Genomic DNA, 26,889 nt, shown 5'->3' on the forward strand with positions numbered 1-26,889 from the left:
GTGTTCCGGTGAAATATCTTCGAGCGGGCATACAGAATTGACACGATCGCCGCGACATCCCTCCGATATTAACAGGTGCCCATCAAGTTCATTATTGCAAATATAGCACTGTAATCCGTGTGGACAGCGATTGCAGATACATCCCTGACAGAGCATCTAAGCACCTCTTTCGCTATTTGAGATCTCTTCGCATCTTGGACGAATATAATCCATGAAGATTTGGACAATCTTTTTGGCGTTAGCTGTAAAAGTTTTTTCGATGCAGCACCATAAATCGTAATCATCGCAATCTTCCATAGGTGTGTCGCGGAACTGTTTAACCAGAGCCTCATGAACTTCATACTCTGTGTCTCGGTCGCAGCAGCATTCAATCTCTTCCAGATCGAAAACTGGATCTCCCCATTTGTCTAACTCGGTATAATCAACACCATAGCTGTCCATATCCGGACCCATCCGACACCGGTGTGGACTATGCCATTCGGCTGCGTACGCTGCAAATCAGCAATACAAAAGCAAGCATGTTTGTGCTGCAAGCAGCGATGCTGTATGGCGCGGTTGTGCTGATGGTCATTTGTCTTACAGTCCTGTCGTTGCAGCAGCTTTTGGATGCCGGACAGTATCGTTACCGCTTTTCGGTGCTCCGCAAGCTGGGTGTTGAGGAACGGCGCATTGGGACCCTGGTGCTGCAACAGCTGGGCGTCTGGTTCGGGATACCAGTTGGTGCTGCAATTCTAGTCACAGGGGCTGTCATCCTCTATTTTATGCAGACTGTTTCAGCAGAGATTTCGGCTTATATCGGGTTCGGCACATTGATGGCACAAATTGGAACAGTGGGGGGAATCCTGCTGTTGCTTCTACTCAGTTATTTTGTGTGTACCTGGTTCCTGTTTAAACGGTCTATTGAGGAATCAGACCATCCCAACACTTGACAAGAGTGTTCTACAGTTGTAGTATTATAATATACTACAACTGTAGAAAGTTGGTGAGACCATGAAAGAAACCATTCGCCGCCTGCCGGACGCGGAATTGGAGGTTATGCAGGCTATATGGGCGTGTGAACCGCCGGTGTCGCGTACCGACATAGAGGCCATTGTGGAACAGACCCATCCCATGGCGGTGACAACACTGCTGACATTGCTGAGCCGACTGGTGGAAAAGGAATTTCTCTCCGTGGCAAAGGAGGGGAGACGAAGCCTGTATACGCCACTGGTGACGCGGCACGACTATCTGACCAGTCAGAGCCGCCGGTTCATCGATAAAGTATGCGGCGGAAGCCTTTCCGCCTTTGCGTCGGCGCTGTGCGACAGCGGCCTGAAAGAGGAGGAGCTGCAGCAGCTGCGGGACCTGCTGGAAAGGGGGCAGCTATGAGCATTTTTCTGCTTCTCAAGGTTATTCTTGCATTGATTCTGGCAGCAGCATTGGCCTGGGCCTTGTATTTGCATGATGAGCGGGAAGAGGACCGGGAAATACAACCGAAAAAGCTGCGGTATACACCGTTTCTTCCGGTGGGGCTGCTGCCGACAATGCTGGGCGTTTTGGTACCGCTTTTGTGGTACCAGTTTGGGCTGCGGGCCATGGCGGAAACCATCCTTACCATGGGGTTTACCATTCTGATACAGCTGAGTTTGTATACAGCGTGTCTGATGGCGTTTTTGCCTTTGCTGCGCCGCCGCCTGCGGCCATCGGTTTGCGCTATCCTGTGGATGCTGCCCAATTATTTGTATCTCTGTTCCAATGGCACTTTCCGCACCGGCATACCGCGCGTGGTTTTGAAGCTGCCGGGACGGTGGTTTGTGAGACTGGGAATTGTCTGGTTGGCAGGATTTGCGGCGGTTATGCTGTGGGGAATCGGCGCACATTTGCGATTCCGCCATGTGGTGCTTTCCCAGGCCCAACCGGTAATGGAGCCGGACATTCTGAACCTGCTGGAGCGGGAACGGGACCATGCGGGGCAGCGTAAAAAGCGTTACCGGCTGGTGCGGTCGCCCGCAGTGCAGACCCCCATGACCATTGGCCTGTTTTCCCGCAGTACCCGCATTGTTCTGCCGGATCGCACATACACCATGGAGGAATTGCAGCTGATTTTCCGCCACGAAATGGTCCATATCGGTAGGAGAGACAGTGAAGCAAAATTTTATTTGTTGTTCTGTACGGCGCTTGGATGGTGGAACCCGCTGATGTGGCTGGCCCGGCGGCGTAGCGCCGACGATTTGGAATTGAGCTGTGACGAAACGGTACTGCATTCCATGGATGGGGATTGCCGCCGCCCCTATGCGGAACTGCTGCTGCGGACCGCCGGAGACCAACGGGGCTTTACCACCTGTCTGTCGGCCTCTGCCGGGGCCTTGCGCTACCGGCTGCGGCAAGTGATGAATCCCGGCAAGCGGACCAGTGGCTTTGTGGTGACAACGGTGGCGTTTACGTTGCTGCTCACTACCATGGGTAATATCACCGTCGGCTATTTGCCGAAGCGGTGTTCCACGCTGCTGCTGGATGGCGCCGCTACAGATACCATCACAGTGGAGGAAGCCTATACCCTGACGGATTCCGGCATGGACAAGATTTTTTACCGTGTCACCGATGAAACGGCCCTTTGGAACTATCTGTTGCAGCATGAGGCATACCGTATCAATCAGCTGCTGTATGGCTTTGAACTGGGACTGCAAGAATCATTTATCATATTGTGGTACCGGAGTGGAGGGGAGCAGAGGGCGGTTACGCTGTACCAGGACTACATTCAGAGCATGCACTGGCTGGGGCCGTAGAAGCCGCAATATTATTACTGTCCCAATATTCTCAACGAACTGCTGGAAAGTGGTATTCTTGTGCAGGACAACAGCATTGCAGAACCATAACAGCTGATTTTCAGAGTCCCAATCCGCCGCATCGGTTATCCGGTGCGGCGGCGTTTTTCCGGACGAATCCACAAATTTTTCCCGTCTCCTGCGAAATTTTATTGACTTGTCACGGGAATGGGCGTATGTTATAAATGTATATGCACATGATGAAGGGTAACGGAAGGCCTGAAACAAGTGCTTGGAGGTCGTGTTTTGAGGGAAAAATTACTGCAATTTCTCATGAGTCGCGGGAAAAAATCGTATAAAATTCGGACAGAGCAGTATATTGTCCTGTCCTTTTTTGCCGTGATTCTGTTGGGGACGCTTCTGCTGATGCTGCCCATCTCCTCACGCAGCGGCGAGAGCTGCGGCTTTCTGACGGCGTGCTTCACCGCCACGTCTGCCACCTGTGTAACGGGCCTGGTTCTGGTGGACACCTATACCCAGTGGACAGGCTTTGGCCAGATTGTCCTTTTGTGCCTGATTCAAATCGGCGGCCTGGGTTTTATGACGGTGATTTCCGTCTTCTTCTTCCTGTTGCACCGGAAAATCGGCTTACAGCAGCGATTGATCATGGCCCAGGGCTTCAGCCTCAACAATGTGGACGGCGTTGTGCACTTGGTGCGCACAGTGCTGATTTGGACCATTTTCTTTGAAGGCACCGGAGCCTTGATTCTGACCATCCGGTTCCTGGGAGAGTACGGGCTGTGGCAGGCGCTTCGATTCGGCATTTTCCACGCGGTATCGGCGTTCTGTAACGCGGGCTTTGATATCTTCGGTGTTTTGCAGCCCGATAGCAGTGTGTCCCTGTTTGTCCACGATCCGGTGGTCAATCTGGTGATTATGACGCTGATTGTGGCGGGCGGTTTGGGCTTTTACGTCTGGGCCGATCTGTCCCGATTCCACCAACAGGGCCGCCAGATGGCCGTGCACACCCGGCTGGTGCTGGTCATCAGCGGTACACTGATTGTGGGCGGCGCGGCACTGTTTGCGTTGCTGGAGTGGAATAACCTGGAAACCATCGGGACATACACCGTGTGGGAAAAGATTCTGGCTTGTCTTTTCCAATCGGTGACCTGCCGCACGGCGGGGTTCGCTTCCATCTCCCAGGGGGGACTGTCGGAGCCTTCTCAGGCGGTGTCGTCACTGCTGATGCTCATTGGCGGTTCCGCCGGCTCTACCGCCGGCGGTATCAAGACTGTCACAGTTGGCATTTTGATTCTGGCAACCCTCAGCGCTGCCCGGGGCCGTTCTCGGGTGACGGTGTTCCATCGGACCATTTCCCAGGAACAGATCCGTCAGGCCATGACGGTGATGCTGCTGATGGTAGCGCTGGCCTTTGGCGGGGCAGTCTATCTCAGTGCCCGCAGCGGATTCACCTTTACACAGTGCTTCTATGAGACGGCGTCAGCCCTGGGTACCGTGGGATTGACCACAGGAATCACGCCCCTGTTGGACGTGGGCCCCAAGATTCTGCTCATTATATTTATGTTCTTTGGACGGGTGGGCATTACCACCATCAGTCTGGGCTTCCTGATGAGCAGTCAGGTACAGGAGCGATACCACTACGCGGAGACAAAAGTGCTCATTGGATAGGAGAGACCATATGAAAACGTATATTGTCATCGGCCTGGGCCGGTTCGGCACCTCGGTTGCAACAAGGCTCTATGAGCTGGGCAATGAGGTCCTGGCCATTGACGCCAAAGAGGAAAACATTCAGCAGATTTCCGACCGGGTGACGCACGCTGCTGTAGGCGACGCCCGGGACGAAGCGGTGCTGCGGGCTCTGGGCGTGCGGAATTTTGAGTGTGCCATTGTAGCCATCGGCGAGGACTTAGCTGCCAGCATTCTCATCACGCTGACCTTGAAGGAATTGGGGGTACCGGCGGTCATCTGTAAGGCCAGCAACGAAGCATACAAGCGGGCGCTGGAAAAGGTGGGTGCCGACCGGGTTGTGATTCCTGAACGGGAAATGGCGGCCAAATTGGCACAGAACCTGTCCTGCTCCAATATTCTGGACTTTATTGAGCTGTCCGACACCTACGGCATCGCCGATGTGGCTGTGCCGGAGAGCTGGGTGGGAAAATCCATCCGAGAGCTCAATGTCCGGGCCAAATATGGCATCAACGTTCTGGCCGTCAAAGTCAACGGCAAGCTCCAGGTCATGCCCAGCGCCGACGCCCATATGGAGCCCGGTACGGTACTGGTGGCCATGGGCACCAATGAGCAGCTGGCCAAGCTGCAAAAGCGATGAGGGAGGAGCGGATCACCAGCCGTCAGAACCCTCTGCTGCGGCATGTGAAAAAACTGCTGACTTCCCGCAGCTACCGGCAGCAGTGCAGAGAATATGCCGGAGACGGCACAAAGCTGCTGGAAGAGGCGTTACGCTGGGACGCCGGCGTGAAAACCATCATCGCTGCGGAGACTGTGGTACTGCCGCCGGTACCGGATACGGTGCGAGTTGCACGAGTGCCCATGGACGTTATGGAGAGCGTCTCCCAGATGCAGACGCCCCAGGGGGCTATCTTCCTCTGTGCTCTGCCCCGACCAGAGCCGCTGCACCTCACCGGCGGGTGCCTGATTCTCGACGGTATTCAGGACCCGGGCAATGTGGGAACCATTCTGCGGACCGCCGACGCCATGGAAGTGCCGGTGGTTTTGGCTGAGGGATGTGCCGACCCGTACAGTCCCAAGACAGTCCGGGCCACCATGGGGGCGATTTTTCGGACCCGGCCCCAAATGGCCGGGCGAGAGGAGATTGCTGCGGCCTGCCGGGCAGCGGAAATTCCCCTGATTGCCACGGCCCTGTCGGAGCGCTCCGTGGACATTCGGACGTTACCCCTGGAGCGGGCGGCGGTGGTCATCGGCAGCGAAGGCCGGGGCGTCAGCCCGGAGCTGTTGGCCCTGTCCCAGCAGCAGGCCATTATCCCAATGAATCCCCGCTGTGAATCCCTCAATGCCGCGGTGGCGGCCACCATTGTTCTGTGGCAGATGCGGGGAACGCGATAAGAGAGAGAAGGAGGGGCGGCCATGCTTTATTGGATCTGGCTGACAACCAGAAAAGGCATTGGAAACCGGACCATTCAAAAAATCCTTTCCTGTTTTGAGACGCCTCAGGATGTCTATCACGCCGGTGAAGCGGAATACCGCCGGGCCAGATTGACGCCCAAGGAAATCGAGGCATTGTTGGACAAATCCCTGGAGGAGCCGCGGCAAATTCTGCGCTCCTGCGCCCGGAAGGAGATCCACATTCTCACGTTGCAGGATGTGGCCTATCCGCAGCGGCTGCGCAATATCGAGGACCCGCCTGCGGTCCTGTACTATACCGGCGTCTTACCGGCTTTGGACGATGAACCGGTCATTGCCATCGTCGGTTCCCGCCACTGTTCCCCCTATGCCATGGCCTGTGCCAAACGGCTGGGCTATCAGATTGCCATGAGCGGTGGCATTGTCGTCTCCGGTATGGCCCATGGCGCCGATGCCATGGCTATGACCGGCGCGATTCCCACAGGGCGTATGGTCATCGGTGTGCTAGGCTGTGGACTGGATATCGTCTATCCGGCCAAAAACCGGCAGATTTATAATGATCTCCGGGCCCACGGCTGCCTTATCAGCGAATACCCGCCGGGGACGCCACCACGGGGCAGCAATTTTCCCGTCCGCAACCGAATTATCAGTGGCCTTTCCTGCGGTGTGGTCATTGTGGAAGCACCCGCCAAAAGTGGTGCGCTGATTACGGCGCAACACGCATTGGACCAGGGGAGGGATGTCTTTGTGGTGCCCGGAAACGCCGGTGTCACCACTTGCGCCGGAAGCAATCGCCTGCTGAAGGAGGGGGCGGCCCTGGTAGAGGATGGGTGGGATGTCATGCAGGAATATGAACATCTCTATCCCAATCGGATTCGCCGTTACAGCGCCAAGTCCACGTTTGCGGCAGCCAAGGAAGCGCCGCGGCAATATCTGCGGGAGGAGAACGAGGAGGAAGACGCGTTTTTCCCGACGGCGGAACCGGACAAAATCCGGGAGTCGCCTGCTGTTATGGAACAGCAGACCGTGGCTAGTCCAACCGTCGGAAAGAGGCGGTCCGACAAAAAATCCGTTGACAAGGAGAAATCAGACGGGTATATTGACGTACAAGCCATCCTTGATCGGGTGACACCCGACGAGAAGAATATTTTGCTGCATTTGCAGCGGCCCCTGTGCCTTGATGAATTGGCAGCCGCCTGCCGTATGGACACCAGTGCCGTTCTGGCGTCACTGACCATGCTGGAGATCAAACAATATATCCGCCGGCTGCCGGGCAGCCGTTATGAGCTGGCCAAGGACCAGTCATAAACAATAATCCTGCCGGTGGATGCCGGCAAGTTGGAGGAACGTACATGGCGAGCGAACAGACGAATCTTGTGATCGTGGAGTCCCCGTCCAAGGCCAAAACCATTGGTAAATATCTGGGGCCTAAGTATCAGGTCAAGGCCTGTATGGGTCACCTGCGGGACCTGCCCAAAAGCAAGATGGGCGTCGATTTTGAAAATAATTTTGAACCCCACTATATCCCCATGAAGGGCAAGGAAGCGGTCATTGCCGATTTAAAAAAAGCGGCCAAGGGCAGCGAAAACATCTATCTGGCCACCGACCCGGACCGGGAAGGCGAGGCCATTTCCTGGCATTTAAAAACTCTTTTAAACATTCCCGACGAGAAGACACTGCGGGTGACGTTCAACGAGATTACGAAAAATGTGGTCACCAAAGCCATTGAATCACCCCGGGGCATCGATTACGATTTGGTAGACGCCCAGCAGGCCCGGCGGATTCTGGACCGGATTGTGGGCTATCAGCTGAGTCCTCTGCTGTGGAAGAAAGTCCGCCGGGGACTGTCCGCCGGACGAGTCCAGTCGGTGGCTACCCGCATGGTGGTGGATCGGGAGAATGAAATCCGTGCCTTTGAGCCTCAGGAGTATTGGACGCTGGATGTGGTGCTGGAGCGGATGGGCAAGCCCGGTAAGTTCCAGGCCCGGTTTTACGGCGACCCCAAAAAGCGGGAATTGAAGAATCTTGAAGAAGTCCAGGCGGTGGTGTCCTCTCTGGAACGGGGCAGCTTCAAGGTGTCCAGTGTCAAACGGACCGAGAAGAAGCGCTCTCCCGCGCCGCCTTTCATTACGTCTACCCTACAGCAGGAGGCGTCCCGGAAGCTGAATATGACCCCCAAACGCACCATGGCCATTGCCCAGCAGCTGTATGAGGGCATTGACATTACCGGCGAGGGGACGTTGGGTCTCATCACCTATATGCGTACCGATTCCACCCGTCTGTCCGATGACGCGCTGGAGGCGGCCCAGGAGTTCATTATCAGCCGTTACGGCGCGGCCTATCACAATGGTGCGCACCGGCAGTTCAAGACGAAGAACGCTGCCCAGGACGCCCACGAAGCCATCCGCCCCAGTAATGTGCGGCTGGACCCGGAAACCATTGCCGGAGACCTGACCAAGGACCAGTACCGGCTCTACAAGCTGATCTGGAGCCGGTTTGTGGCCTGCCAGATGGCCAATGCGCTCTATGACGCCATTGCCATCGAAGCCACCTGCGGCGACAACGTGTTCCGGGCCAACCACCAGAGTCTGAAATTCGCCGGCTTTACCGCCGTCTATGAAGAGGGAAAAGACGATGAAGCCGAGGAAGTTCAGTCCCCGCTGCCGGACCTGACCGAGGATGAGCCATTGAAGCGGGTGGACACCATGCAGGATCAGCATTTCACCCAGCCTCCGGCCCGGTACACCGAGGCCACCCTGGTTCGTGCCATGGAGGAAAAGGGCGTGGGCCGTCCGTCCACCTATGCCACCATAATTTCCACCATTGAGGACCGGGAGTATGTCATCAAGCAGGACAAGCGCCTGTCGCCTACGCCCTTGGGCGAGGTGGTCAACGGCTTGATGGTGGAGCGATTCAATGACATTGTGGACGTGGAATTTACCGCCGGTATGGAACGGAAGCTGGACCAGGTGGAGGAGGGCAAGCTGCCCTGGAAAAAGGTCTTGGCTGATTTTTACACGGATTTCAGCAAGGAGTTGGCCGATGCCGAGGAGGCACTGAAGGACGTGCGTCTCAAGGTGCCGGAGGAGGTCACCGACGAGATCTGTGAGGTCTGCGGCCGGAATATGGTAGTCAAGACAGGCCGCTTCGGCCGGTTCCTGGCTTGCCCCGGTTACCCGGAGTGCAAGAATACGAAACCCATCGTGGAGCGGATGCCGGGCCGGTGTCCCAAGTGCGGCAGCGGCATGCTCAAGCGCAAGTCCAAAAAAGGCTATGCTTATTATGCCTGTGAGCAGGGGGCCGAGTGTGGATTTATGTCCTGGGATGTGCCAACAGAGCTGGATTGCCCTGTTTGTGGTCAAACCATGTTCAAGAAGTCGGGCCGCGGCCATATGAAGCCTTTCTGTATCAATGAGAAATGCGAGAACTTCCTGCCGGAGGACCAGCGTGGTTATCGGAAGAAGCCGGGACAGGCGGCCGCCGAGACGGAAGGGCAGACGGAGGGCGAAACCGCCGCAGCTGACAACGAGACAGCGCCCACCAAGACAGCGGCCAAGAAATCCACCACTAAAAAAGCGGCGGCGGCCAAGAAGACCGACGAAAAGAAGAGCACCGCCGCCAAAAAGGCGACGACCGCCAAAAAGACAGCGGCCACGAAAAAGACGGCCAAGAAGCAGGATGAGGACGGCAAGAAGGGAGAGACCGCATGAGTATTGTGACCGTAGTGGGCGCGGGCTTGGCTGGGTGCGAGGCTGCGTGGCAGCTGGCCCAGAGGGGCATTGATGTGGAACTGGTGGAAATGAAACCCCACAAGATGACCCCGGCCCATCACAGCGCGGATTTTGCCGAGTTGGTCTGCTCCAACTCTTTGCGGGGAGACCGTCTGGAAAACGCTGTGGGCCTGTTGAAGGAGGAGCTGCGCCGTTGCGGTAGCTTGATTCTCCGGTGCGCCGAGGAAACCCGTGTGGAGGCGGGCGGCGCGTTGGCGGTGGACCGTCACGGCTTTTCGGCGCTAGTGACGGAACGCATTCGCAGCCATCCCCACATCCATGTGACCGAGGCCGAGGTGACAGAGGTGCCGGAAGGCCCTGTCATTATCGCCACGGGCCCGCTCACCAGCGACGCCCTAAGTGAGGCCATCCACAACTATTTCGGTGGTGCGGACTATATGAATTTCTTTGATGCCGCCGCTCCGCTGGTGTCTGCCGAGTCCATCGATATGGAACAGGCCTGGTTTGCCTCCCGGTACGACCGGGGCACCGCCGACTATATCAACTGCGCCATGGATCAGGAGCAGTATCTGGCTTTTGTGGAAGCACTGAAAACAGCGGAGGAGGCCGAAGTCCACGGCTTCGAGGATAAAATGGTTTTTGAGGGCTGTATGCCTGTGGAGGTAATGGCCCGCCGGGGTGTGGATACGCTGCGCTATGGACCGTTAAAGCCGGTGGGACTGAAAAATCCCGCCACCGGGATGGAACCCTATGCCGTTGTGCAGCTGCGCAAGGATAACGCCGCCGGTACGGTCTATAACCTGGTAGGCTTCCAGACCCACCTGCGATTCCCGGAACAGAAACGAGTGTTTTCTATGATTCCAGCATTGCGCAATGCGGAGTTTGTCCGGTACGGTGTTATGCACCGCAATACGTTCCTCAACTCGCCTCAGCTGCTGGACCGGTACTATGCCGACCGGCGGAACCCGCTGGTGGCTTTTGCCGGGCAGATGACCGGCGTAGAGGGCTATGTGGAATCTACGGCATCCGGTTTTCTGGCGGCTCTGGCCATGGCGGCCAAGGTCCAGGAGAAGCCCTTGCCGGAGTTTTCCAGAGAGACGGCCATTGGCGCACTGGCCTGGTACATCAGCGAGGGCAGCGTCGGCGACTTCCAGCCCATGAATGTGAATTTCGGCATCATCGAGCCTTTGGGCTACCGAGTAAAGGGCAAGGCCAATAAAAACCTGGCCATTGCCAACCGGGCCCTGGAGCGGATTGACGCCATGTTACCAATACTGTGAGAAAGGAGCGCGGTCATGAGAATCATCATTGACGCCATGGGTGGAGACAACGCCCCCAACGCCGTCGTCTCCGGCGCTGTACGCGCGGCCCGGGAGTTGAATACCGAAGTGGTCCTGGTGGGCCGTGGTGCGGATATCCTCAAGGCGCTGGAGCAGCAAGGCATTACCAACCTTCCCAAGGGTGTAGAAGTGGCCAACGCCGAGGACGTGGTAGACATGCACGACGACCCGGCCACAGTGGTCCGCAAGCGCCGCGACTCCTCCATGGTGGTGGGTTTGCGGATGTTGTCGGAAGGCAAGGGCGATGCCTTTATCTCCGCCGGCAGCACCGGCGCTGTCCTGACGGCGGCTACGCTGATTGTCAAACGTATTCCCGGCATTCGCCGGGCGGCCATGGCGCCCATTCTGCCTACGGCCACGGGCCGCTGTGTCCTCATCGACTGCGGCGCCAATGCCGAGTGTACACCGGAATTTCTCCTGCAATTCGCCTGTATGGGTTCTTTCTATGCCAAGGCTACATTGGGTATCGAGCATCCCCGGGTGGGCTTGCTGAATATCGGCGCTGAGGACTCCAAGGGTACGGAGCTGCAACGCCAGACCTATGGCCTGCTGCAGCGGCTGTCGGAGGCGGGAGCCATTCAATTTATCGGCAACGTGGAAGCGCGGGATGTCCCGCTGGGCGGCGCCGATGTGGTGGTAGCCGACGGATTCTCCGGCAACATCCTCCTGAAAACCATGGAGGGTACGGCCAAGCTGGTCACCGGCGAAATGAAAAAGGTATTTCTCCAGAACAGCCTGACCAAATTGGCCGCCTTGTTCTGCAAGAAGGGCCTGGGGGAACTGAAGCAGAAAATGGACTACCGGGAGGTGGGCGGCACGCCGTTCCTGGGGGTCACTAAGCCCGTCATCAAGGCCCACGGCTCCTCCGATGAGTTGGCTGTGTTTCATGCGGTGCGGCAGGCCGTGGAGACGGTGCAGAGCGATCTGGTGGGAGCCATCGAGGCCAATATGGAGTATCTGACCGTTCCAAAGGAGTTGGACCATGCTGAGTGAATTGGAAAAGGCGCTGGGCTATACGTTCCGGGACAGGCGGCTGCTGGAAAACGCTCTGACCCACAGTTCCTACGCCAATGAGAAGTGGAAAAACAGTCTGGCCAGCAATGAGCGTCTGGAATTTTTGGGAGATTCCATCCTGGGCTTTGTGGTGGCGGAGTACTTGTACCGCAAGTGCCCCGACCATCCCGAAGGTGATCTGACCAGGATGCGGGCCGACTTGGTCTGTGAGGTGAGCTTGGCCCAAGTGGCGGCCAAGCTGGGCCTTGGCAAGCATTTACTGCTGGGCCATGGTGAGGAGCAGGGCGGCGGCCGCACCCGCAACAGCATCAATGCCGACGCCGTGGAGTCCGTCATCGCGGCGGCTTATCTGGACGGCGGATTTCAGGCGGCCAAGGGGATCATTGACCGGCTCATCCTGACGGATGTTCCCAAGGGCAGGCCCCGCAACTGCGACTATAAGACGGCTTTGCAGGAACTGGTGCAACGGAAAAAGAACCAGGTTTTGGCCTATACGCTGCTGACGGAGTCCGGCCCCGACCATGACAAGACCTTCCGGGTGGAGGTCACCCTCAACGGGGAAGTGGTGGGCATCGGCAGCGGCTCCAGCAAGAAGCGGGCTGAACAGGCGGCGGCGGAGCAGGCCATTGAAAAGCTGTATCCCAATGAATGAAATCGATCACGGGCGCAGAGACAACTCTGCGCCCTTTTTGGAGGAACCATGGCGCGCAATCGTATTCTTCCCATTTTTGTACCCCATTGGGGCTGTCCCCATCAGTGTGTTTTTTGCGACCAGCGGACCATTTCCGGCTGTCACCGTCCGGTCACGGCGACGGATGTGACACGGCTGCTGACAGAAGCGCTGCCTCTGGCGGGCCAGGGGGCGGAGGTTGCCTTTTACGGCGGAAGCTTTACAGCCATTCCCGCGGAACAGCAGCAGGAACTGCTGGACGCCGTTGGGCCGTTTCTCCGGACGAAGGCCGTTGGCTCTGTCCGGGTTTCTACTCGGCCCGACACCATCACACCGGAGACGCTGGAGCGTCTGTGGCGAGGCGGTGTCCGCACAGTGGAATTGGGATGCCAGTCCATGGACGATGCGGTTCTCAAAGCGTCCGGACGCGGACACGGCAGAGAGGTGGTGGCCCCGGCGGTGGCGCTGCTGCGGCAGTATGGATTTTCCGTTGTGTTGCAGATGATGACCGGCTTACCGGCGCAAACCGATGAAAGCGCTTTAAAAACAGCCTGGGCGCTGGCGGCGTTGCAGCCGGACGGCGTTCGGCTCTATCCCACGGTGGTGGTCCGGGGGACGGTGCTTGCGGAACGGTATGCGGACGGGTCGTATCGTCCCCAGACACTGGAGGAAGCAACGGCCTTAGGAGCGGAGATTCTGGAATGCTTCTTGCGCCGTGCTATTCCTGTGCTGCGCATTGGATTGCAGCCGTCTGAGGAACTGGCAAAGTCGGTGGTGGCCGGACCATATCACCCGGCATTGGGGGAGCTGGTCAAGAGCCGCGTCTACCGCAACCGGGCCCAGGCGCTGCTGGAGACGGTGACGCCGGGCAGCGACACGGTGCTGGCCGTTGCGCCCAACCGCGTCAGCCTGATGACGGGGCAAAAACGGTGCAACATCAACTGGCTGCGGCAGCGGTATGGCCTGCACAGTCTGCGGATCGTCCAGGAACCCATGGAAGATTGGGAAATCCGCTTGCAATCGTCGGAAAGTCTTGATAAAATAAACAGATAAGACCGTGGAAAGGGGATGGACGCACCGTGTACTTAAAATCGCTGGAGATGCAGGGCTTCAAGTCCTTCCCTGATAAGACCGTTGTGCAGTTCGGCCACGATATCACCGCCATTGTGGGGCCCAACGGCAGCGGCAAGTCCAATATCTCCGACGCCGTCAGCTGGGTTTTGGGCGAGCAGAGCTCCCGCAGTCTGCGAGGCGCCAAAATGGAGGACGTCATCTTCGGCGGCACGGCCAAACGGGCTCAGGTGGGCTTTGCCGAAGCGGCGCTGCTGCTGGATAATGGAGACGGGTCCTTGCGGGTGGACGCGCCGGAGGTCATGATCACCCGCCGGTATTACCGCAGCGGCGAGAGCGAGTACTACATCAACCGGCAGTCGGCCCGCCTGCGGGATATCCATGAACTGCTGATGGACACGGGCCTGGGCCGGGAGGGTTACTCCAATATCGGCCAGGGCCGCATTGATGAAATCCTGGCGGTCAAGAGCACCGACCGCCGTGAGATTTTTGAGGAGGCGGCAGGAATTTCCAAGTATCGCCACCGCAAGGAGGAAACGGAACGGCGTCTGGCGGGTACCGAGGACAATCTGCTTCGCATCGGCGATAAGATTGCGGAGTTGGAGTTGCAGCTGGAACCGCTGCGCCGGCAGGCGGAACAGGCCCGGATGTATCTGGAATTGCGGCAAGCGCTGAAAGAACAGGAGACGGCTCTGTGGCTGGCCCAGCTGGCCCGACTGGGAGAGGCGGCCTGCAAGGCACGGGACGACCACGCTGCCGCTGCCGACCAGTTGCAGCAGGCCCATGATGGGCTGGAGGGCCTGTATAAGACGGCGGAAGCCTTAGGCCAAGAACTGCGGGAGCAGGACCAGCGCACGGACGGTCTGCGCAGTTCCGTTGACAGCCTGGAGAATACGATCCATCGCTATGACAGCGAACAGGCGGTTCTGGAGACCAACCAAGCCAACCGCCAGGAGACATTGGAGCAGATCGGCCGGGAACTGGCCCAGCAGGCAGACCGTTCCGGCGGCTTGCGCAGTCAGATGGCGGAACGGGAGACGCAGCTGGCCGAATTGCGGCAGCGGCGGAGCCAATGTGCCGAAGAACTGGAGGCCATGGAGGAAACTCTGTACCGCTGGGAGCGGCAGGCCCAGTCGGCCCAGGACCATCTGCACCAGCTGCAACTGGAGCAAACGGCTGTGGCGGCGCGATTGGACAACTGCCACCGGGAACAGGAAACGCTGGAACAATCTCTGACGGAACAGGAGAGCCGCAAAAGTGATTTGGTCCGGCAGACGGCGGAAGCGGAGGCCAGACTGGCCGACGCAATGGAACAGCGCAATCAGGCCCAGGGACAACTGGAAGCGGCACGGCAGGCGGCGACAGAAACGGCCAATGCTGTGGCAGGCCACAGACTGCGGGCGGACAACCGACGGACCGCCCTGGAGACGGTACAGCAGAAGCGGGCCGAATCAGGTAAGGTCCTGGATGCGGCTATGGCAAGACTGCGGATGCTGCGGGAATTGGAGCAGGAGTACGAGGGCTTTTCCAAGGCGGTGCGTATTGTCATGCAGGAAGCGGAACGGGGGCGGCTGGCGCATATCCACGGCCCTGTGTCCAAGCTGCTGCAAACAGAGGAAGCGTATACCGTAGCCATGGAGACGGCTCTGGGCCCGGCTATGCAGCAAATTGTGGTCACGGCGGAGGAGGATGGCAAGGCCGCTATTGCACTGCTGAAGCGGCGCGACGGCGGACGGGCCACCTTCCTGCCCCTGGAAACCATCCGGGGCCGCCGGTTGCAGGAGCGGGGCCTGGAACAGTGCCGCGGATTTGTGGGTGTCGCTGTGGATTTGCTGACTTGTGACGAACGGTATGGGGAGATTTTCTCCAACCTCCTGGGGAAAACCGTCATTGTGGAGACCATGGACAACGCCATTGCCATGGCTCGCGCCTATGGACACCGTTTCCGGATCGTCACGCTGGACGGTCAGGTGCTCCATGCCGGCGGTTCCATGACCGGCGGCTCGACGGCCCGCAATGTGGGTATTCTATCCCGGGCCAATCAGTTACAGCGACTGGAGAACGAGACGGCGGAACTGCGCCAGGAACAGGAACAGTTGGACCGGAAATTGCGGCAGGCCCAGGAGGCCCAGTGTGAGGCTGACAGCCAGCTGGCCCAATCGGAAGCCCAGCTGCGAGCGGCAGAGGACCAGGTCCTCCGTCTGGAAGGCGAGGTACGTCAGCGGCAGTTGGTAGCTGAAAATGCCGCTGAGCAGCTGGAGCAGCGCCGCCGGGAAGAGGCGGCGGCGGACCGGGGACAGGCCGGAACGGCCCAACGGCGGCAGGAGCTGGCGGAGCAGCTGACAGAATTGACCCAATGCCGGGAGCAGCTGCAACAGCAGATTGTGGACGCAGAGACGGACCAACAGAAGACGGCCGCCCAATACGCTGCCGTACAGGAACAACATACGGCGCTGCGGCTGGAAGCCGCATCTCTGGAGACGGGAGAGCGTACAGCCCGTGATGCTTTGGAGCAGCTGACGGCGCTGCAAGATCAGCTGGAGGACCAGCGGGACGCCAAACTGCTGTTACAGCAGCAACAGCAACAGGAATTACAGGTGTTTGCCGATCAGGCGCGGACCATTGTTGCCCGCCGGGAAGGCGTGGTACAGACGTTGGAGCAGAAGCGCGAGCAGCTGCGGCAGGCGTTATCGAACCGGATGCAGCTGGAAGCCAGAAAAACCCGGACGGAGAAAGCCGCCCAGGAGCGAAATAAGGAGATTCTGCTGCTGGAGCGGGAGTGCGCCCGCCTGGAACAGAAACGGACCACGGCGGAACTGGAGGAAAAACAGATTATCGACCGTCTGTGGGATACGTATGAGCTGACGCCCACTACAGCGGCAGCGGTGGCTGCGCCCATCCAGACCGACGCCGAGACTGGGCGGGAGATTCAGAATCTCAAGCGGAAACTCAGCGCACTGGGTACACCCAATTTGGGGGCCATTGAGGAATATGATCGAGTTTCCGAACGGCATGCGTTTCTGGATGGCCAGCGGCAGGATGTGCTGCAGGCCCGGGGAGAACTGACGGATATCATCGACTCCTTGACGCAGGAGATGACGGAAATCTTTGTCCGGGAGTTTGACCGGATCAACGCGCACTTTGCCGAGACGTTCCGTGAGATGTTTGGCGGCGGCAAGGCTTCCCTGGAATTGGAAGACGCCCAGGACCCGTTGGGCTGTGGCATCGAAATCCAGGTGCAGCCGCCTGGGAAGCAGCTGAAAACACTGACGCTGCTGTCGGGCGGCGAGAAAGCCTTTGTGGCGATTGCATTGTATTTCGCCATTTTGCAGGTACGCCCCACGCCGTTTTGCCTGCTGGACGAAATTGATGCGGCCCTGGACGACAGCAACGTCCATCGGTTTGCCACCTATTTGAGAAATCTGTGCCGGGAGACACAGTTTATTGTAATCACCCACCGGCGGGGGACCATGGAGGCGGCGGACGTCCTCTACGGCGTCACCATGCAGGAGCAGGGAGTCTCCACCATCCTCCATATCGATATGGAGCAAATGACAAAAGAGCTGGGCATTTGACCGGCGGAAAAGGTAGGATACCATGGGATTTTTCGACAAAATCAAAACAGGACTCACCAAAACCCGTAAGGCCATGGAGTCGTCTCTCGGCGAGATTTTCTCCGGCTTTGCCACCATCGACGAGGAGTTCTATGAGGAATTGGAAGAAAGCCTGATTCTGGCAGACCTGGGCGTGGAGACGGCAACCAAGGCTGTGGAACAGCTGCGCCGCCGGGTGAAGGAACAGAAGCTCAAGGACAACGATGCTGTCCGCAACGCTCTCAAGGATATTCTGGTGGAGATGCTGCAAGTGGGCGACACGGCGCTGAAAGCCACCACCAAGCCGTCTGTGGTCCTGGTCATCGGCGTCAATGGTGTGGGCAAGACCACCACCATCGGCAAAATGGCCAACCACTTGCGGGAAGAGGGGAAAAAGGTTTTGCTGTGCGCCGCCGACACCTTCCGGGCCGCCGCTGCCGACCAGTTGGAAATCTGGGCAGAGCGCAGCGGGGTGGAGATTGTTCGCCAGCACGAAGGCGCCGATCCGGCTTCGGTGGTCTATGATGCCATCGCCGCGGCCCGGGCCAGAGGCACCGATATCATCCTCTGCGATACGGCCGGACGGCTCCACAACAAGCAGAACCTTATGAACGAGCTGGGCAAGATTGCCCGTATTCTGGAGCGGGAGCTGCCGGAGGCTGACAAGGAAGTGCTGCTGGTGCTGGACGGTACTACCGGGCAGAATGGTCTCATTCAGGCCAAGCAGTTCCAGGAGATTGCCGGCGTCACCGGCATGGTTCTGACAAAACTGGACGGTACGGCCAAAGGCGGCATTGTCATTGCTGTGGCCGATGTGCTGCAAATTCCCGTAAAGTATATCGGCGTCGGCGAGCAGATCGACGATCTCATGCCCTTCGACGCCCGTGCGTTTGTAGACGCGCTGATTTAAAGGAGGGTCGCCATGCGAATCGACGGAAGAACCAACGACGCCATTCGGCCGGTGAAGCTGACTACCGGCTTTTCCAAATTCGCCGAGGGCAGCTGCCTCATTGAGATGGGCAATACCATGGTTTTGTGCTGCGCTTCGGTGGAGGAGCGGGTGCCGCCCCACGTCCAGTCCGGCGGCTGGATTACGGCGGAGTATTCCATGCTGCCCCGGGCCAACCGGGAACGGACCAAGCGGGACGTCAGCAAATTGAAGCTGGCCCCCAGAAGCGCCGAGATTCAGAGATTGATTGGCCGTGCACTTCGCAGTGCTGTGGATTTGGAACTGTTGGGCGAACATACCATCACTATTGACTGCGACGTGCTCCAGGGTGACGGCGGTACCCGTACCGCCTCCGTCACCGGTGGTTTTGTGGCATTGGCTCTGGCCTGCCGCAAGCTGCTGGAGGAGGGAAAGATCGAGGCCATGCCCCTCAAGGGCTATGTGGCGGGCGTATCCGCCGGTATTGTCCACGATGAACTGCTGTTGGACCTGTGCTATGAGGAGGACTCCAACGCCATGGTGGATTTAAACTGTGTTATGAGCGACGACGGCCGCATCATTGAATTGCAGGGAACCGGTGAGGAACGGCCCTTTACGCTGGAGGAGCAGCAAGCACTGGTCCGCCTGTGCGCCAAGGGCAACGCCGAGCTGCATGCCATGCAGAAGGCCGTGCTGGGGGAACTGGTATGAAACTGGTATTGGCAAGTAAAAATAAAGGAAAGCTGCGGGAATTACAGACTATGCTGCGGGACATACCGGTGGAGGTGCTGCTGGAGTCTCAGGTAGGCATCGATCTGGAAGTGGAGGAGACAGGAACGACCTTTGAAGAGAACTCCTGTCTCAAGGCCATGGCCGTCATGAAGGCCAGCGGTTTGCCGGCTATCGCCGATGACAGCGGCCTGGTGGTGGACGCTCTGGACGGCGCGCCCGGCGTCTATTCGGCCCGGTACGGCGGACTGGACAGCGATGAGGCCCGGACGGCCTATCTGTTGAAAAATATGGAACAGGTGCCGGACGACCGGCGGACTGCCCGGTTTGTCAGCGTCATCACCGCCTGTTTCCCGGACGGACGGGAAATTCAGGCTCGGGGCGAATGCGAGGGCGTCATCACCAGGGAGGTCCGGGGTGACGGCGGCTTCGGCTATGATCCGATCTTTTTGGTGCCGTCTCTGGGGCAAACCTTTGGGGAGCTGCCTGCCGAGGAAAAGAATCGAATTTCGCACAGAGCCAAGGCTTTGGAGCGGTTTACAGAACAGTTGAACAAGGAGTTACAATATGTTGACAAGTAAGGAACGGGCGGAGCTGCGCTCCAAAGCCAATACGCTGGACACAGTTTTGATGGTGGGCAAAGGCGGTGTGACGGAAAACGTCATCGCCCAGGCCGAAACCCTGCTGGATGCCCGGGAACTGGTCAAGGGCCGGGTCCTGGAGACGGCCCTGATGAGCGCTCGGGAAGTGTCCGATGCCATCTGTGAGGCCACCGGCGCCGACGGAATCCAGTGCGTGGGCTCCAAGTTTGTCATCTACCGGTTTTCCAAGAAGCTGGAGGCCCAGCGTCAGGCGGAACGGGCCAAAGAGAAGGCCAAGGCTAAGGCGGCCAAGAAAGTCAACCCTGTCCGGGCCGGTGTCCAGGCACGCCGCAAGAAGGCCAGAGAAGAGCGGGAGAAGCGCAACGCCTATTTTAAGGAGGCTGCCATTGCCGCGGCCAAGGAACGCAAAAAATAAGGGCCGCCGCCGATGGCGGTACGAAATTGTAAGAATTGGGGGCGTGTGGTATGGGAAGAATCGGTATATATGGCGGCAGCTTTAATCCGCCCCATGTGGGCCATACACTGGCCATGCGGGAAATGGTGCGGGCGCTGGACCTGGATCGGCTGATCCTGATCCCGGCTCTGGCGCCGCCCCACAAGAAACTGGAGCCCGGTTCACCCGACGCCGAGACACGGCTGGAACTGCTGCGTCTGGCAACAGAAGGGATGGAACGGGTGGTCATCGACGACCAGGAGTTGCGGCGGGACGGACCCAGCTATACATCGGATACGGTGCACGCGCTGCACAAGCGGTATCCCGACGACCGGCTGTATCTGCTCATGGGCACCGATATGTTTTTGTCCTTTGACAGTTGGCATGAGCCGGAGAAAATCTGCCGCCATGCGGTGCTGGCAGTGGTCCACCGGGAAACGGCGGACCCGGACCTGACGGCCCGGATGCAGGAACAGGCCGAGAAGCTCCGCAAGCAGTTCGACGCCGAGGTGGTGGTGCTGGACAACCAGGTAGAGGATATGTCCTCCACGGAAACCCGGCGCATGCTGCACTTCCAGTGTGCCGATACCTATCTGGCGCCGCGTCTGTTGGAGTACATCCGGCAGAATGGCCTCTACAGAACGGCGGAAAACTGGAAAAATCTTCCCTTTGAACAGCTGCGGAAAATCAGCCTTTCTCTCCACGATCCCAAGCGGGTCCCCCATGTGGTCGGCTGCTGTAAGACGGCGGCTCGGCTGGCTCGCCGGTGGGGCGCTGACGAGGCCATCGCGGCCCGCTGCGGTATTCTTCATGATGTGACCAAGGCTCTTGGAAAAAGAGCACAGTTGCTATTGTGTGAAAAATATGGTATTATGACTAACGCATTTGAGCGCGAACATTATAAATTGCTCCATTCCAGGACCGGCGCTGCTGTGGCCCGCCACATTTTCGGCGAATGCGATGAGGTGTACAACGCCATTTACTGGCATACCACCGGCAAGGCGGACATGACCTTGATGGAGAAAATCCTCTATATTTCGGACTATATGGAACCCCAGCGGAAGTTCGACGGCGTGGAGACCCTCCGGGAATTGACGGAGCGGGATCTGGATGCGGCGTTACTGTGTGGGTTCGAGATGTCCATCGCGCTGCTGGAAAGTGAGGGCAAAGCCCTGGACCGGTATACGGTCGAGGCGCGAGACTATTTACAGAGCGAAAGGACAAAAGAATGAAGCTTTTCGGAGGAAAACACACGACCAAACAAACTGGCGGTCAACGGAGCGGAAAAAGCAGCCCAGCACCATCCAAGGCACAACAGAAGGCGTCAGCGAATCCAGCGTCCAAGGCGCAGCAGAAACCGGCAGCGGCGGGAGCTTCCGGCAAGCAGCACCGGCTCAACGGTACGCAGCGGGGCTTGATTCTGCTGGGCGTGGCGGTGGCGGTGCTGGTGGCTGTGATTTTCGGCGTGGCCAAAGCGATGATCAAGCCGCCGGAGCGGCCCGGCACCAATCAGAGCGTCAGCCTATCCAAGGACAAGGATCAGAAGAAACCGGCCTTTACCTATGTCAACGACGATGGGCAAGAGGTGGAAGCCCAGTTTGAAGCGCCGGGCAGTCTGGTAGACGGCGTCTATAATATATTGGTTGTAGGCACCGATAAGGGCAGTTTCCTGACGGATACCATTATGATTGCCCATATGAACACTGTAGACCATACGGTGGCGCTGATGAGCGTCCCCCGGGATACGCTGGTTTACGGCAACTATTCTGTACCCAAGATCAACTCCGTCTACGGCGGTGCCGGCGGCGGAGACGATGGAATCGAAGCTCTGCGGCAGATGCTGGCCTCCATTCTGGGCTTCGAGGTGGACGGCTATGTGGAAGTGAATCTGGAAGCTTTCGTGGAGATCATCGATCTCATGGGAGGCGTCACCTTTGATGTGCCGCAGAGAATGTACTATTCCGACCCGTCCCAAAATCTCTATATTGATCTATATCCCGGCGAGCAGACGCTTACCGGCGATCAGGCCATCGGTGTGGTCCGATACCGCTCCGGCTACGCCGCCGGCGATATCCGCCGGACGGAGGTTCAGCGGGACTTTGTAAAGACGGCGGCAGAGCAGCTGTTCTCCCTGAAAACGCTGGCAAACATCCAGCCCATCGTAGAATCGGCCATCAAGCATGTAAAAACAGACCTCACTCTGGGCAATATGCTGTATTTTGCCCAGGAGGCATTGAAGTGCGATATGTCCAAAATGGAGACCTTCACATTGCCCGGCGCAGGTGTTTGGATCAATGGCGGCTCGTATTATTCCCTGTATCCCAGTCAGGTGCTGGAGGTTGTGAACGAATACTTTAACCCCTATGACGCCGATATTTCCCTGGGCAGTCTGCACATCCGCACCAGCGGCAGTTCTTCTTCCAGCGGTGGCTCTTCCTCCGGCGGCAGTTCTTCCAGCAGTTCCGGCGGCAGTTCCTCCGGCAATTCTTCTTCCAGCGGCAGCTCTTCCAGCAGTTCCTCCGGCGGTTCCACAGCCACTACCAAGCCGGATGATACAGATACGGAGACACCCGGTACCACAAATCCCGGCGTGACCGATCCCGGCACCAGCGGCTCCGGTACGACTGAGCCAGGCACGACCGAACCCGGTACGACCGAGCCGGGTACAACCGAACCCGGCACGACTGAGCCGGGCACGACCGAACCCGGTACGACAGAGCCGGGAATCACAGAACCTGGTACGACCGAGCCGGGTACGACTGAACCAGGCACGACGGAGCCTGGTACCACGGACCCTGGAACGACAACAGACCCAGGTACGACCACGCCGTCAGATGGTGGGGAGACATCCACTACCACACCGAATCCGGCGGAACCCACAGACACCGGCAGCGGTTCCACCGGCGTAGGCGTTCTGGACCCGCAGGCCTGAAACAGCGGAGATCAAAACCAAGATAAAACATCGGAAGGATGATGGAATTGTTAACACCGAAAGAGGTCGCGCTGGCGGCCGCCAAGGCATTGGATGATAAGAAGGGCATCGATATCAGACTCCTGGCCATTACGGATGTCTCCACCCTGGCCGATCACTTTTTGATCTGCACCGGCAGCTCCAATACCCATGTCAAGACGCTGTGTGACGCCGTGGAGGAAACGCTGGACAAGCTGGGCGAGCCGGTACTCCGCCGGGAAGGCCATCGCAGCGGTACTTGGGTGCTGCTGGATTTCGGCTGTCTGGTGGTCCATGTGTTTACCGACGAGACACGGAAGTTTTACGATCTGGAGCGGCTCTGGAACGATGCAACGCCGGTTCCGCTGGACGGCGTGATTACGGAATAAGAAGGAAGAAGAGAGACAATGAAGTACGATTTTACAGCCATTGAGAAAAAATGGCAGGCCAAATGGATGGAGACCAAGCCTTTTGCGGCAGTGACCGGCGGCGATAAGCCCAAGTTCTACGGTCTCATTGAGTTCCCGTACCCCTCTGGCCAGGGCCTCCATGTGGGCCATGCCAGACCGTATACGGCCATGGACGTGGTGGCTCGCAAAAAGCGCATGGAGGGCTATAACGTTCTGTTCCCCATGGGCTATGATGCGTTTGGTCTGCCTACGGAGAACTATGCCATCAAAAACCATATCCATCCGGCCAAGGTGACCCACGACAACATTCTGAACTTCCGCAGCCAGCTGCAAATGCTGGGCTATTCCTTTGACTGGGACCGGGAGATCAATACCACCGATCCCAGCTACTACAAGTGGACCCAGTGGATTTTCCTGCAACTGTGGAAGCACGGTCTGGCCTACAAGACCACCATGCCGGTCAACTGGTGTACTTCCTGCAAGTGCGTCCTTGCCAATGAGGAAGTGGTGGACGGTGTCTGTGAACGTTGCGGTGCGCCCGTGGTCCGTAAGGAGAAGAGCCAGTGGATGCTCCGCATCACCAAGTACGCCCAGCGTCTCATTGACGACCTGGACGATCTGGACTTCATCGAGCGGGTCAAGACCCAGCAGAAGAACTGGATTGGCCGTTCCACCGGCGCTGAGGTGACCTTCAAGGCCACTACCGGCGACGATATTGTGGTGTTCACCACCCGGCCCGACACGCTGTTCGGCGCCACCTATATGGTGCTCTCTCCCGAGCATGAGCTGGTGAAGAATTGGCTGGAGAGCGGCAAGCTGCACAATGCCGATGACGTCAAGGCCTATCAGGCTGCTGCGGCGTCCAAGTCCGACCTGGAGCGCACAGAGCTGAACAAGGAAAAGACCGGCGTCTGCCTGGACGGCGTCAAGGGTATCAACCCTGTCAACGGCAAGGAGATTCCCATCTTTATTTCCGATTACGTCCTGGCCACCTACGGTACCGGCGCCATTATGGCTGTGCCTGCCCATGATGACCGCGACTGGGAGTTTGCTAAAAAGTTCGGCTGCGAGATCATCGAAGTGGTCTCCGGCGGCGAGGATGTCCAGAAGGCGGCGTTTACTGCCAAGGACGAGACCGGCATCCTGGTCAATTCCGAATTTCTCAACGGCCTGACTGTCAAGGACGCCATTCCTGTCATCACAAAGTGGTTGGAAGAGAAGGGCATCGGCGCGGCTAAGGTCAACTATAAGCTCCGTGACTGGGTGTTCTCCCGCCAGCGCTACTGGGGTGAACCCATTCCCATGGTCTACTGCGAGAAGTGCGGCTGGCAGCCCCTGAGCGAGGATCAATTGCCCCTGCTGCTGCCGGACGTGGAGAGCTATGAACCCACCGATGACGGCGAATCACCCCTGTCCAAGATGACCGATTGGGTCAACACCACCTGTCCCTGCTGCGGCGGTCCGGCCAAACGGGAGACCGATACCATGCCCCAGTGGGCCGGTTCCAGCTGGTACTTCCTGCGGTATATGGACCCCCACAACGACAAGGCGCTGGCTTCCAAGGAAGCGTTGGAATACTGGTCTCCCGTGGACTGGTACAATGGCGGCATGGAGCACACGACGCTGCACCTGCTGTACAGCCGGTTCTGGCATAAGTTCCTTTATGATATCGGCGTGGTGCCCACCAAGGAGCCGTACAAGAAGCGTACCAGCCACGGTATGATTCTGGGCGAAGGCGGCGAAAAGATGTCCAAGTCCCGCGGTAACGTGGTCAACCCCAACGATGTGGTGGAGCAGTACGGCGCTGATACCATGCGCACCTATATTATGTTTATCGGTGACTTTGAAAAGGCCGCCGCCTGGTCCAACGAGGCCGTCAAAGGATCCAAGCGGTTCCTGGACCGTGTCTGGAATCTGGCCGAGGGCTGCACTGACAGCGATGCTATCACCCCGGCCAACGAGTCTGCCATCCACAAGACCATCAAGAAGGTTACCGCCGATATCGACGACCTGAAGATGAACACAGCCATTGCCGCCATGATGACTTTGGTCAACACCTTCTCGGCCAACGGCTGTTCCAAGGGCGACATTCGCTGCCTGCTGCTGCTCCTGAGTCCCTTTGCACCCCATATGGTGGAGGAACTGTGGGAGATGAAAGGCTTTGCCGCCGAGACCGGCAAGATGGCTTGCCAAGCCGATTGGCCTCAGTACGACGAAAGCAAGACTGTGGATGCCACTGTGGAGATGGCCATTCAAATCAACGGCAAGCTCCGCGGCACCATGCAGGCTGCCACCGACCTGGACAACGATGCTGTCATTGCCCAGGCTCACGCCACGGACGTGGTCCAGCGGAATTTGGAGAAACTGGGCGGTAAGATCATCAAAACCATCGTCGTCAAAAATAAACTGGTCAACGTTATTATCAAATAAATTCAGAAAAAACGCTTGACATTACGGATGATTTTACGTATAATATTCTAGCCATGGATATGGCCCTGAAAGTGTCCTGGATTGAACCGGACGCGTCGGAGGGAGGGAAATCAATGTCTGAAATTCACGTCAAAGAGAATGAATCTCTGGAGAGTGCTCTGAAGCGGTTTAAGAGAAGCTGCGCCAAGGCCGGCGTTATCGCTGAGGTCAAGAAGAGAGAGCATTACGTGAGCCCCAGCCTGAAGCGCAAGCAGAAGTCTGAAGCTGCTCGGAAGAACAAGAGAAAGTTCTATTGATCCCCTCTGTGATACAGTAGGCCAAGCGCCCTGCCGAATGGCAGGGCGCTTTTCCTATGTTTGGGAAGGGACGGGGGTCATGGGAAACAGCGCCGCCTCTTGCAGAAGGCCTACAGCGGCGGTGAATCCGGCGGATTCCGCATCTTGTACCTTTTCAGCCATGGTTTCTGCCGTATCAAACAGCAGCAGGGACGGGACGCCGTCCTCCCATACCAGTTTGTACATGCAGCGGAGAGGCTCCCAGGGATAGATGCCGCCGGGGTCCCGGTGGAGGAACGCCTGTAGGTCCTGGGGCGACAGGGCAATTTCATTGCCGACAGGGCAGGGGAGCGGCATACGGCAGCGCAGGGGGCGCAGTTCCAGTACACAGCGTCCCGGCCACCGGGCGGCGGCTTGCGCCAGATGGTCCTCGTACCGGCCACTGACACAGGGAGATGGCACCAAGACCGCGCTGTGGGGCGCTGCATCGGCGCAGGCGGTGGTGGTCCACATGGACAGCTTCGCCTCGTCGGCGGCGCGGTCCAGCTGTGCCACCATCCGCAGCCAGAATTCTGTGGGCTTGCCGGAGACGTCACAGAGGAGCCCGGTGTGGCGGGCGGCGGCATATTGGACGATCATTTGTACCAGCTCTGGTGTGGGTTCGTAGATCGGCTGGGTGCTGTCTTGGAGCAGCAGCATGCAGGGAAACTCCGGCGCGTCGCTGGGAGCCAGCAGGGCCGGGGTGTCCGGAGCCAGCTGATAGCCCATGCAGGCCAGATGGGCGGAGGCCGCAGCGGCCTCCGCCGCCTCCTCGGGGGAAAATGCCAGGTAGATGGGGATGGACAATTT

24 protein-coding genes are annotated in these 26,889 nt (G+C 58.3%); 22 read left to right on the forward strand and 2 right to left on the reverse strand.

What is annotated here, in order from left to right:
- Positions 1-156: 156 nt before the first annotated feature.
- Entirely contained in the window at positions 157-441 is a 285-nt protein-coding gene (locus ACTQ33_RS07660) for a hypothetical protein (protein ID WP_441463578.1), read from the reverse strand.
- Positions 442-464: 23 nt separating this feature from the next.
- Between ACTQ33_RS07660 and ACTQ33_RS07665 the strand changes: the two genes are divergently transcribed.
- From ACTQ33_RS07665 to rpsU, 22 genes are all read left to right on the forward strand, one after another.
- Positions 465-929 (forward strand): hypothetical protein, encoded by a 465-nt coding sequence (locus tag ACTQ33_RS07665; RefSeq protein ID WP_441463580.1) that lies wholly within the window; start codon positions 465-467, stop codon positions 927-929.
- A 61-nt stretch (positions 930-990) separates the two neighbouring features.
- Positions 991-1,368: a BlaI/MecI/CopY family transcriptional regulator gene (locus tag ACTQ33_RS07670; protein ID WP_441463582.1), complete on the forward strand. Its 378-nt coding sequence runs from the start codon at positions 991-993 to the stop codon at positions 1,366-1,368.
- On the forward strand, positions 1,365-2,765 hold the full coding sequence (locus ACTQ33_RS07675) for a M56 family metallopeptidase (protein ID WP_441463584.1): 1,401 nt from the start codon (positions 1,365-1,367) through the stop codon (positions 2,763-2,765). Before ACTQ33_RS07670 ends, ACTQ33_RS07675 begins: the two co-directional genes overlap by 4 nt.
- A gap of 285 nt (positions 2,766-3,050) precedes the next feature.
- Entirely contained in the window at positions 3,051-4,433 is a 1,383-nt protein-coding gene (locus tag ACTQ33_RS07680) for a TrkH family potassium uptake protein (RefSeq protein ID WP_441463586.1), read from the forward strand.
- Between the two features lie 10 nt (positions 4,434-4,443).
- Positions 4,444-5,091 carry a potassium channel family protein gene (locus ACTQ33_RS07685; protein ID WP_441463588.1) on the forward strand — a complete coding sequence of 216 codons (648 nt, stop codon included), beginning with the start codon at positions 4,444-4,446 and terminating at the stop codon, positions 5,089-5,091.
- Entirely contained in the window at positions 5,088-5,846 is a 759-nt protein-coding gene (locus tag ACTQ33_RS07690; RefSeq protein WP_441463590.1) for a TrmH family RNA methyltransferase, read from the forward strand. The genes ACTQ33_RS07685 and ACTQ33_RS07690 overlap by 4 nt, the downstream gene beginning before the upstream one ends.
- Positions 5,847-5,867: 21 nt before the next feature.
- A complete protein-coding gene (gene dprA, locus ACTQ33_RS07695) occupies positions 5,868-7,172 on the forward strand; it encodes a DNA-processing protein DprA (RefSeq protein ID WP_441463592.1) in 1,305 nt (434 codons plus the stop codon).
- 44 nt (positions 7,173-7,216) lie between these two features.
- Positions 7,217-9,574 carry a type I DNA topoisomerase gene (gene topA, locus ACTQ33_RS07700; RefSeq protein WP_441463594.1) on the forward strand — a complete coding sequence of 786 codons (2,358 nt, stop codon included), beginning with the start codon at positions 7,217-7,219 and terminating at the stop codon, positions 9,572-9,574.
- Positions 9,571-10,875, forward strand: coding sequence for a methylenetetrahydrofolate--tRNA-(uracil(54)-C(5))-methyltransferase (FADH(2)-oxidizing) TrmFO (trmFO, locus tag ACTQ33_RS07705; RefSeq protein WP_441463596.1), 1,305 nt, complete (start codon positions 9,571-9,573; stop codon positions 10,873-10,875). Before topA ends, trmFO begins: the two co-directional genes overlap by 4 nt.
- Before the next feature lie 15 nt (positions 10,876-10,890).
- A complete protein-coding gene (plsX, locus tag ACTQ33_RS07710) occupies positions 10,891-11,928 on the forward strand; it encodes a phosphate acyltransferase PlsX (RefSeq protein WP_441463597.1) in 1,038 nt (345 codons plus the stop codon).
- Positions 11,921-12,601 (forward strand): ribonuclease III, encoded by a 681-nt coding sequence (gene rnc, locus ACTQ33_RS07715; RefSeq protein WP_441463923.1) that lies wholly within the window; start codon positions 11,921-11,923, stop codon positions 12,599-12,601. Before plsX ends, rnc begins: the two co-directional genes overlap by 8 nt.
- Before the next feature lie 48 nt (positions 12,602-12,649).
- The gene (locus ACTQ33_RS07720; protein ID WP_441463599.1) at positions 12,650-13,672 is read left to right on the forward strand and encodes an elongator complex protein 3; all 1,023 of its coding nucleotides are present in this window, start codon (positions 12,650-12,652) and stop codon (positions 13,670-13,672) included.
- A gap of 26 nt (positions 13,673-13,698) precedes the next feature.
- Positions 13,699-17,265, forward strand: a complete 3,567-nt coding sequence (gene smc / locus ACTQ33_RS07725) for a chromosome segregation protein SMC (RefSeq protein WP_441463601.1) — start codon at positions 13,699-13,701, stop codon at positions 17,263-17,265.
- 22 nt (positions 17,266-17,287) lie between these two features.
- A complete protein-coding gene (gene ftsY, locus ACTQ33_RS07730; RefSeq protein ID WP_441463603.1) occupies positions 17,288-18,193 on the forward strand; it encodes a signal recognition particle-docking protein FtsY in 906 nt (301 codons plus the stop codon).
- Positions 18,194-18,205: 12 nt separating this feature from the next.
- Positions 18,206-18,922, forward strand: a complete 717-nt coding sequence (gene rph, locus ACTQ33_RS07735) for a ribonuclease PH (RefSeq protein WP_441463605.1) — start codon at positions 18,206-18,208, stop codon at positions 18,920-18,922.
- Positions 18,919-19,521: an XTP/dITP diphosphatase gene (locus tag ACTQ33_RS07740; protein ID WP_441463607.1), complete on the forward strand. Its 603-nt coding sequence runs from the start codon at positions 18,919-18,921 to the stop codon at positions 19,519-19,521. The genes rph and ACTQ33_RS07740 overlap by 4 nt, the downstream gene beginning before the upstream one ends.
- The gene (locus tag ACTQ33_RS07745; protein ID WP_441463609.1) at positions 19,508-19,957 is read left to right on the forward strand and encodes a YhbY family RNA-binding protein; all 450 of its coding nucleotides are present in this window, start codon (positions 19,508-19,510) and stop codon (positions 19,955-19,957) included. Before ACTQ33_RS07740 ends, ACTQ33_RS07745 begins: the two co-directional genes overlap by 14 nt.
- Before the next feature lie 50 nt (positions 19,958-20,007).
- Positions 20,008-21,207 carry a nicotinate (nicotinamide) nucleotide adenylyltransferase gene (nadD, locus tag ACTQ33_RS07750; RefSeq protein ID WP_441463611.1) on the forward strand — a complete coding sequence of 400 codons (1,200 nt, stop codon included), beginning with the start codon at positions 20,008-20,010 and terminating at the stop codon, positions 21,205-21,207.
- Positions 21,204-22,907: an LCP family glycopolymer transferase gene (locus ACTQ33_RS07755; protein WP_441463613.1), complete on the forward strand. Its 1,704-nt coding sequence runs from the start codon at positions 21,204-21,206 to the stop codon at positions 22,905-22,907. Before nadD ends, ACTQ33_RS07755 begins: the two co-directional genes overlap by 4 nt.
- A gap of 47 nt (positions 22,908-22,954) precedes the next feature.
- Positions 22,955-23,314, forward strand: a complete 360-nt coding sequence (gene rsfS, locus ACTQ33_RS07760) for a ribosome silencing factor (protein WP_441463615.1) — start codon at positions 22,955-22,957, stop codon at positions 23,312-23,314.
- A gap of 18 nt (positions 23,315-23,332) precedes the next feature.
- Entirely contained in the window at positions 23,333-25,765 is a 2,433-nt protein-coding gene (leuS, locus tag ACTQ33_RS07765) for a leucine--tRNA ligase (protein WP_441463617.1), read from the forward strand.
- A 113-nt stretch (positions 25,766-25,878) separates the two neighbouring features.
- Positions 25,879-26,061: a 30S ribosomal protein S21 gene (rpsU, locus tag ACTQ33_RS07770; RefSeq protein ID WP_441463619.1), complete on the forward strand. Its 183-nt coding sequence runs from the start codon at positions 25,879-25,881 to the stop codon at positions 26,059-26,061.
- Positions 26,062-26,115: 54 nt separating this feature from the next.
- On the opposite strand, the gene ACTQ33_RS07775 is transcribed toward rpsU, so the two are convergent.
- Positions 26,116-26,886, reverse strand: a complete 771-nt coding sequence (locus tag ACTQ33_RS07775; RefSeq protein WP_441463621.1) for a hypothetical protein — start codon at positions 26,884-26,886, stop codon at positions 26,116-26,118.
- Positions 26,887-26,889: the final 3 nt, after the last annotated feature.

Origin of the sequence: Candidatus Avoscillospira sp. LCP25S3_F1 (genome assembly GCF_052117125.1) — a bacterium.
Taxonomy (GTDB): domain Bacteria; phylum Bacillota; class Clostridia; order Oscillospirales; family Oscillospiraceae; genus Avoscillospira_A.